Below are 7,172 nucleotides of genomic sequence, written 5' to 3'. Positions count from 1 at the left end.
TAAATCCTTATCTGGCAAGAGACTTAATTGATTAGTTCGCTCTAGATAAAAAACAATTGACAAAAATCGCTAAATGCCTTTCTATATAAGGGTTCCATCCCTTATAACCCCCGTCCATTGCATAACACAAACCAAAGAGCCTACACGACTCAGTCCAGATAAGCAAGATGGCTTACCACTACTACCGAATCACTACCGGAACACAAAATTCTAGCTCCAGGTTTTCGCGTGCTATTTTGCTGGTGTTTTTCAAAAAAAGCGGGAGATTTGCCATCTGGCAGGGTTGATCCCAGAGCGCCAAGAAAAGCGCGATCGCTCGTTGTTAAGCCTCTGCCTCATTGTCAAGGTTTAAGTAAATTTTGATATAAATTACAGGGCAAGAATGGAGGAGTTGGGGTGGCACCACAGAAACATTGTCCCCATTTACTCGGTTACAGTTTGTCTGCGAGTTGTTAACCATCGATTCAGGGAGCGTGAACTCTCGCTACTGCGCCGACCAGCTAATAGTCCTTCGATACCAATATGCTCATCTAGATCGAGCCATTCGATAGCACATCCATCCGCTAAGAGTTGCCAATTTTGACGCTCGGCGGGGGAGGCGTGCAGTAAACGAGGGTACCATGTTAGCGGAACGGTGATGCTGCGACCGTCGGCTAGGTCGATTATTAATTTATCGTCGGTTAGGGTCACTTGATGGGCAATTGGCTCGGTTTCAAGGGTCAAAGTAATCATGCCATGCGGTTAGGATTGCGGGTTGATGTTCTGTTATTAGTTTAGCAATCTGGTTTAATTCATGTTCTTTGAATCCTCGGTTTTTCTCTAAGGTAATGGGATCAAGCCAATATTTAGCGAGTTTGCGATCGCGTTTGACATGGATATGGGCTGGCTCTCGTTGATCTGAACTGAAAAAGATAAAACTGTAAGGCCCAACTTGAAGGACGGTAGGCATGAGAAAAGCTATTTTCAAGGTATATTTAGCTCTATGCTCTTATTATATGTCAATTTCTCTAATTCACAATTACCCACAAAAAAAGAGACTCTTGCGGATCTCCTGGGGTCATACCTTCAACTAACGCTTAGTTTTTTTCTGCCTGGGTGGGGCGGCGCTTGAAGCCAACTCCCAGAGCGACGACAGCCTCCAGACCGACGAGGGCAGAGGGTTCCGGGGTTTGAGCGGGAGGAGCAGCATCGCACTTAAACCCACAGCTGCAATCAATGTGCATGGTGCGTTCCCCCAAGAATCTATTAGTGGAGCAGTAGGAGCCACATTAGGGAACGCACCCTACGGCTGCGTTGTTAGACCGCGCCTCACCGAATCTCTTCTAGCACTGGCTCATAAGGCTTCAATCTTGACCTTACCGCCCTCAATGTTATCGACCTGCAACCGATATCTGTAAAGCAGCGCCATTCCTAGTAGAGGCTCTGTTTCTGATTCTGCAATATCAATCTCTTGGTACTGCCCATCCCATATCACAGTCCCAGTGTACAGATCAAAATAAGTTTCACTGCCATCACCCAGCGTGACAAAATCAGAACCACTCCAAGGTAAATTTAATGTAGCGATGATTGTAGAGGGCAAAGATAAAAATCCATTGAACCCGGTATCAATCACCGCGTCAACCGCTTGCAGTTGCCGATTTGAGTTTCCGACTACAATCGTTAGCGTGGCTTCACGCCGCAAATTTACAACACCTTCCATCATGGATTTTTCTTCAAACTCCGTGCCCCGAAATGATAAACAGCGCGATGTCCGATACGAATGATCCAAGGTTGGGCATCGGGGTGACGTTCAAAGAGCCGATTAGTTGCAGGCACAACGTTTTCATCGACTTCAAACTCTCCAGTTTCAATGTCGATCGCTACAATCTTACCTTCATTACCGGCTTCGACTTGCTGCCGAATGCCAGATTCGTAGAGTTTTTGCCCTCGCTCGGCTAACTCATCTTTGGGATAACGCCGTTGACGAACTGCCATCTGGTTGACCTCAACTCAGTATTTTGCCTTAATTATACTCTGATTTATTCTAACGAAGTGCTCCCGCTCTACTACTGATGAGCCGCCTCATTGGAAGCCCCCCAGTGGTGCACTTCAAATTTGAATCGGCGCTTCAATAAATGTGCATGGTGCGTTCCCCAAAAATTGATCGCTGGAGCAGTAGGAGCCACATTAGGGAACGCACCCTACAAGATCGGCGATCACTTTAACCCACAGCTGCAATCAATGTGCATGGTGCGTTCCCCAAAAATCGATCGCTGGAGCAGTAGGAGCCATATTAGGGAACGCACCCTACAAGATCGGCGATCACTTTAACCCACAGCTGCAATCAATGTGCATGGTGCGTTCCCCAAAAATCGATCGCTGGAGCAGTAGGAGTCACATGAGGGAACGCACCCTACAAGATCGGCGTGCTGCTACGCAGTGCCTTCGGCATCGCACTTTAACCCACAGCTTTAATAAATGTGCATGGTGCGTTCCCCAAAAATCGATCGCTGGAGCAGTAGGAGCCATATTAGGGAACGCACCCTACAAGATCGGCGATCACACTATTCGGAAGCTTGTCGGCATAACTACTAATTATACGGAAACTTTCCGTATAACACCCCTGAAAGTAACGATATTTGGAAACTTCCAGCATATCACTCCATTTAGACGCAATCACCAGAACTTTCCCCTATATCACGCCCAAAAGCGTGTTAGCCAGATTAGCTTACCGCAAACAATCTCCTTTTAAGGAGACTTATCACAGAAGCTTTCTAGAAATCTAGCAAAGATTCTTGTATCTGGCTGCACTTTGTTACAAAATTTCACTATTATTTCGGGTAAGGTATCGTAAATCCCTTGATAGATTCAATCGGGACTCACTTCTGGGAAAACCGCTATAGAGCCCCTGCAAAAATCAAAAATCTGACCTTAGGTGAGGAGAATCCGAGACAGGAGGAGAAAAAAGACAGGACAATTTAGTACAAATGCTCTACTCTCCCTGCTCTGGCGCTCCCTAGCTTACCAGAGGTCGATTATTCACTAAATGGTATCAAAAAAATCGGGTCTAAAACCTCGTCTTTACTCGTTTTATTGTAACGGGATTTGGTATCACAGCTGCAATCAATGTGCATGGTGCGTTCCCCAAAAAATCGATCGGTGGAGCAGTAGGAGCCACATTAGGGAACGCACCCTACAGCGATCGGCGTGCTGCTACGCAGTGCCTTCGGCATCACACTGCGATCGGTAACTCCGAAATCGTAACCAATCCGCCTTGGACTGTATCGACTTGCAACCGATAACCGCGCAACAGGCTCATTCCAATCAATGGCTCTGTCTCTGCTGCATTAATCTCGATTTCTCGATACTGCCCACCCCAAATCACCATGCCATCATAGATATCAAATAAGACTTCGCTACCATCGCCCAAGGTTGCCCGATCGCGGTAACTCCAAGACAATTCAAGTTCTCTAATAGTAGCAATCGGGAGACTCAAGAACCCTGTAAACCCTGTATCGATCACAGCAGTAATGGATTTAAGTTTGTCGCCGTTCCTCACAACCAAGGAAAGCATTGCTTCGTAATTCTGATTGACGTAACCCTGCATCATCATAGAGCGTCTTTTAAACTCCGTGCGCCGAAACGATGAACGGCGCGATAGCCGATCCGAACAACCCAAGGCTGAGCATCAGGCAATCGTTCATAAAGTCGCCGAGTCGCAGTCATCGTATCGTCGGCAAGCTCAAACGCTCCAGTTTCGATGTCGATCGCCACAATTCTGCCATGATTACCTTCCTCAATTTGGGGGCGCACCTGAGATTCATAAATCTCATCGCCACGTCGGGCAAACTCTTCTTTGCTGTAGCGGGGTTGTCGAACTGTCATAGATTTGACCTCTTTTCAACTATGCCCCTTCATTTTACCCTGAGCAATGGAGGTGTCTATCGTTGAGGTGGCGGAGGGGATTAAACTAGAAGTTGTTGGGTTTCCTTTTGTCAACCCAGCCTACATCTGACTTTAACTTGCATTAGGGAACGCACTTAAACCCACAGCTGCAATCAATGTGCATGGTGCGTTCCCCAAAAATCGATCGCTGGAGCAGTAGGAGTCACATTAGGGAACGCACCCTACAAGATCGGCGTGCTGCTACGCAGTGCCTTCGGCATCGCACTTTGTAAAATAGGTTGAAATATTGCAATAGAATCATTCTCCCGCAATGGTCAAAACTTTTCTGTAGAGTGTTTCGCTAATTCGGAATTCTGCTTTTAAGATTAGCTGATCAATAATCGGTTTAATATTCATAATCAATTCTTTTTGCTTGGCTTCGAGTAAAACGCCCAATATTCCAGTAATATTTAGCCCAAGAGATTGTGCGACTTTGCGTCCTTTTCTTTCATCCAAAATTAATATATCTGCGCCTAATTCTAGCGCTAAAATAATCCCTTCTGATTCTCCTCGGTCTAATTTATTGAGTAGTTGATTAACTTGGTTTTGCTGGGTGACGGGCCGTGTTTCTATCCAAGATAAGGTCATGATTTCAATCGTGCCAGGTACAGCGTAGCCTAAACTCGCCATTTCGTCATAAACGGCTTGAGGAATGATAATTGTTCCATAGAGTTGATGCAAAAGGGTTAACTGGTTAACGGCGGCTAGGTTGGTAATGGGTGAGGTGTCACTCACGACGATCATAGTCTGCCTAGTTTTTGTAAGGTTTGGATATCTTCTTCTAATTCTTCAAGGTCATAATGGACACAAATCTCTCTTAGATTAAGTTCGTGTTGAAATTGGAGGAGGTTCATGCCTGCAAGATGACGGGCTTTGCCAATGCTGATTTTGTCTTGTTTAAAGAGCATGATGGCGATTTCTAGTTTTAGCTCGTCTTCGGAGAGTCCTGATGCGGTCAGTATGTCATTAGGAATAACTACGCTCATAATTTTTAGGGGTTGGCGATTGTCAAATCAGCGATGGTTTTATGATAGCTCGCTTGTGTCTAGTGCCTTGAGGGAGGTTGATGATTTCTCCAATCTCCATTAAAAAGAAGCAAATATCAAATAATCCTCTTTTAAATAGCAAAAAAGAGACCCTTGCGGTTCTCCTGTTGTAATACCTTCAATTAACGCTTAGTTTTTGTCTGCTTGGGTGGGGCGGCGCTTGAAGCCAGCCCCCAGAGCGACGACTGCCCCCAGACCGACGAGGGCAGAGGGTTCTGGGGTGGTGGCGGGAGGAGCGGTATCGCACTTAAACCCACAGCTGCAATCAATGTGCATGGTGCGTTCCCCAAAAATCGATCGGTGGAGCAATAGGAGTCACATTAAGGAACGCACCCTACAATATTGGCTGCATACATATTTTAGGGACGAAGGAGACTCTGAACGCTGTTCCAAACATCTTGTTGATTGCCAAAACTAAATTTGACTTTGAGAGGAACTATATGAGCATCTTGACCAGAAGGTGATGCTAGATTTTTATTCAAGCAATGACCAGGAAGGTAAAATACAGCCTCTTGACCAGGATTTAGAGTGATTGGACAGTCTTCAGCATTAACTATGTTCTGGAATCCACGGCTTCCATTGGAGCCACGAGCTTCTAGGTTCTGAAAAATTTGACCTTTTGGGATAATAGCCTGAATTTTCTCGCTCGTGATATTCTTAATTTTGATACAAGCTTCATAATCTGATTCCTCAGAGTTTTGTGGGACTTGGGAACTTCTTTTATTAAGAATAATGCTGTCAATAGAAATCCCCCCAGAGCGTACCAAGTTAACAAGAGAATCACTGTCCGTGTCAATCTCAAATACTTGCCTGATCTGTGCAGGAGTAGGTCTCTCTATCGAAGGGCTATCTCCCAATAGACTATCGGTAGTAACATCTACGACTTCTGTCGTACTACCAAGTTTCTTTTCAGGCTCAGGCTCTGATGCCACTTCACTTATACTAAATGTGTCATTGAGAATTTTAGTTGCTACGAGTATCTGATCGTCTTTTGAAAGATTAGATGCTATTTCTAGTATTTTCCGTATTGTATCTTTCATACTTTTCGCTTACTCCAAATCTGCGCTTTGTTCATTTTTGTGTTGGAAAAACTTGATCAAGTGGCATGGTTTCACCTTTAGCTATTTCCTGACGCACCATTGCAGCCATCTGATCCCATTGCTCTTCTGTTGTGGCGGCGAAACGAGTTTCCCATTTGTGTTCATCTTCTAAATCCGCCAAAAATCGAGCCGCGATCGCATCTTGTTGTTCGGGTGGGAGTTGCTGGATTTGAGCAATTGCCTGTTGAAGCAGTTTGGTCATGGGTTCATCGCAATAAACACTACAATTTCCCTATTTTAACCGATGTTCAGAAAACTTTCGTCAGACTCAGGACATCTGTTATTTGTAGTTTTCTTTTTGTTTTCAGCCCAACTCAATAGTTTTTTCAGTGACGGAAACTTTCCGTATAACACTCTTAAAAGTAACGATATGGGTCAACTTTCGGCATATCACCCCATTTAGGCTCGATCGCCAGAACTTTCCCCTATATCACGCCCAAAAGCCTGTTAGCCAGATTAGCTTACTGCAAACAATCTCCTTTAAGGAGACTTATCATAGAAGCCTTCTAGGAAGGTAGCAAAGATTCTTATATCTGGCTGCACTTTGTCACAAAATTTCACTATTATTTCGGGTAAGGTATCGTAAATCCCTTGATAGATTCAATCGGGACTCACTTCTGGGAAAACCGCTATAGAGCCCCTGCAAAAATCAAAAATCTGACCTTAGGTGAGGAGAATCCCAGACAGGAGGAGAAAAAAGACAGGACAATTTAGTACAAATGCTCTGCTCTCCCTGCTCTGGCGCTCCCTAGCTTACCAGAGGTCGATTATTCACTAAATGGTATCAAAAAAATCGGGTCTAAAACCTCGTCTTTACTCGTTTTATTGTAACAGGATTTGGTATCACAGCTGCAATCAATGTGCATGGTGCGTTCCCCAAAAATCGATCGGTGGAGCAGTAGGAGTCACCTTAGGGAACGCACCCTACAGCTAATAACTTTCAGTGCGTGAAGACGATCGCACTCTCGGTCGGGTGCAGTGATTTGTTATACTGTCGCTTGATCGGGAGCTTAATAACTTTACGTCCACTGGCAATTTGCTTTTCTCTAAGATCGTCAAATATTGCCTTGAGATCATAATTAAAAGATTTTGCGTATTCTTC

General features: G+C 44.8%; 13 protein-coding genes. 1 reads left to right on the top strand and 12 read right to left on the bottom strand.

What is annotated here, in order from left to right:
* Nucleotides 1-423 precede the first annotated feature (423 nt).
* From IM515_RS12705 to IM515_RS12685, 5 genes are all read right to left on the bottom strand, one after another.
* Nucleotides 424-732, bottom strand: a complete 309-nt coding sequence (locus tag IM515_RS12705; RefSeq protein WP_002752921.1) for a DUF2442 domain-containing protein — start codon at nt 730-732, stop codon at nt 424-426.
* Complete coding sequence (locus IM515_RS12700) at nt 713-949, bottom strand: DUF4160 domain-containing protein (RefSeq protein ID WP_002763445.1); 237 nt, start codon at nt 947-949, stop codon at nt 713-715. Before IM515_RS12700 ends, IM515_RS12705 begins: the two co-directional genes overlap by 20 nt.
* Nucleotides 950-1,076: 127 nt before the next feature.
* Complete coding sequence (locus tag IM515_RS12695; RefSeq protein ID WP_287695535.1) at nt 1,077-1,223, bottom strand: PEP-CTERM sorting domain-containing protein; 147 nt, start codon at nt 1,221-1,223, stop codon at nt 1,077-1,079.
* Nucleotides 1,224-1,333: 110 nt separating this feature from the next.
* Nucleotides 1,334-1,702 (bottom strand): clan AA aspartic protease, encoded by a 369-nt coding sequence (locus IM515_RS12690; RefSeq protein WP_272082527.1) that lies wholly within the window; start codon nt 1,700-1,702, stop codon nt 1,334-1,336.
* A complete protein-coding gene (locus tag IM515_RS12685; RefSeq protein ID WP_002752924.1) occupies nt 1,699-1,974 on the bottom strand; it encodes a hypothetical protein in 276 nt (91 codons plus the stop codon). The genes IM515_RS12690 and IM515_RS12685 overlap by 4 nt, the downstream gene beginning before the upstream one ends.
* A gap of 358 nt (nt 1,975-2,332) precedes the next feature.
* Here IM515_RS12685 and IM515_RS12680 point away from each other — a divergent pair, with 358 nt between their 5' ends.
* The gene (locus IM515_RS12680; RefSeq protein WP_287633400.1) at nt 2,333-2,731 is read left to right on the top strand and encodes a hypothetical protein; all 399 of its coding nucleotides are present in this window, start codon (nt 2,333-2,335) and stop codon (nt 2,729-2,731) included.
* A 480-nt stretch (nt 2,732-3,211) separates the two neighbouring features.
* Here IM515_RS12680 and IM515_RS12675 read toward each other — a convergent pair whose 3' ends face one another.
* The 7 genes from IM515_RS12675 to IM515_RS12645 form a co-directional block, all read right to left on the bottom strand.
* The gene (locus tag IM515_RS12675) at nt 3,212-3,592 is read right to left on the bottom strand and encodes a clan AA aspartic protease (RefSeq protein ID WP_002770875.1); all 381 of its coding nucleotides are present in this window, start codon (nt 3,590-3,592) and stop codon (nt 3,212-3,214) included.
* Nucleotides 3,589-3,864, bottom strand: coding sequence for a hypothetical protein (locus IM515_RS12670; RefSeq protein ID WP_002752933.1), 276 nt, complete (start codon nt 3,862-3,864; stop codon nt 3,589-3,591). The genes IM515_RS12675 and IM515_RS12670 overlap by 4 nt, the downstream gene beginning before the upstream one ends.
* A 318-nt stretch (nt 3,865-4,182) precedes the next feature.
* A complete protein-coding gene (locus IM515_RS12665) occupies nt 4,183-4,668 on the bottom strand; it encodes a PIN domain-containing protein (RefSeq protein WP_193961461.1) in 486 nt (161 codons plus the stop codon).
* On the bottom strand, nt 4,665-4,910 hold the full coding sequence (locus IM515_RS12660; RefSeq protein WP_002770883.1) for a UPF0175 family protein: 246 nt from the start codon (nt 4,908-4,910) through the stop codon (nt 4,665-4,667). Before IM515_RS12660 ends, IM515_RS12665 begins: the two co-directional genes overlap by 4 nt.
* Nucleotides 4,911-5,099: 189 nt before the next feature.
* Nucleotides 5,100-5,246: a PEP-CTERM sorting domain-containing protein gene (locus tag IM515_RS12655; RefSeq protein ID WP_287630576.1), complete on the bottom strand. Its 147-nt coding sequence runs from the start codon at nt 5,244-5,246 to the stop codon at nt 5,100-5,102.
* 83 nt (nt 5,247-5,329) lie between these two features.
* The gene (locus IM515_RS12650) at nt 5,330-6,010 is read right to left on the bottom strand and encodes a hypothetical protein (RefSeq protein WP_110544411.1); all 681 of its coding nucleotides are present in this window, start codon (nt 6,008-6,010) and stop codon (nt 5,330-5,332) included.
* Nucleotides 6,011-6,041: 31 nt separating this feature from the next.
* A complete protein-coding gene (locus tag IM515_RS12645) occupies nt 6,042-6,272 on the bottom strand; it encodes a hypothetical protein (protein WP_002789717.1) in 231 nt (76 codons plus the stop codon).
* Nucleotides 6,273-7,172: the final 900 nt, after the last annotated feature.

The organism is Microcystis sp. M44BS1, assembly GCF_020244875.1.
Lineage (GTDB): Bacteria > Cyanobacteriota > Cyanobacteriia > Cyanobacteriales > Microcystaceae > Microcystis > Microcystis panniformis.
Note: the sequence above shows the minus strand (reverse complement) of the source record. Positions and strands in the feature narration are given on the sequence as shown.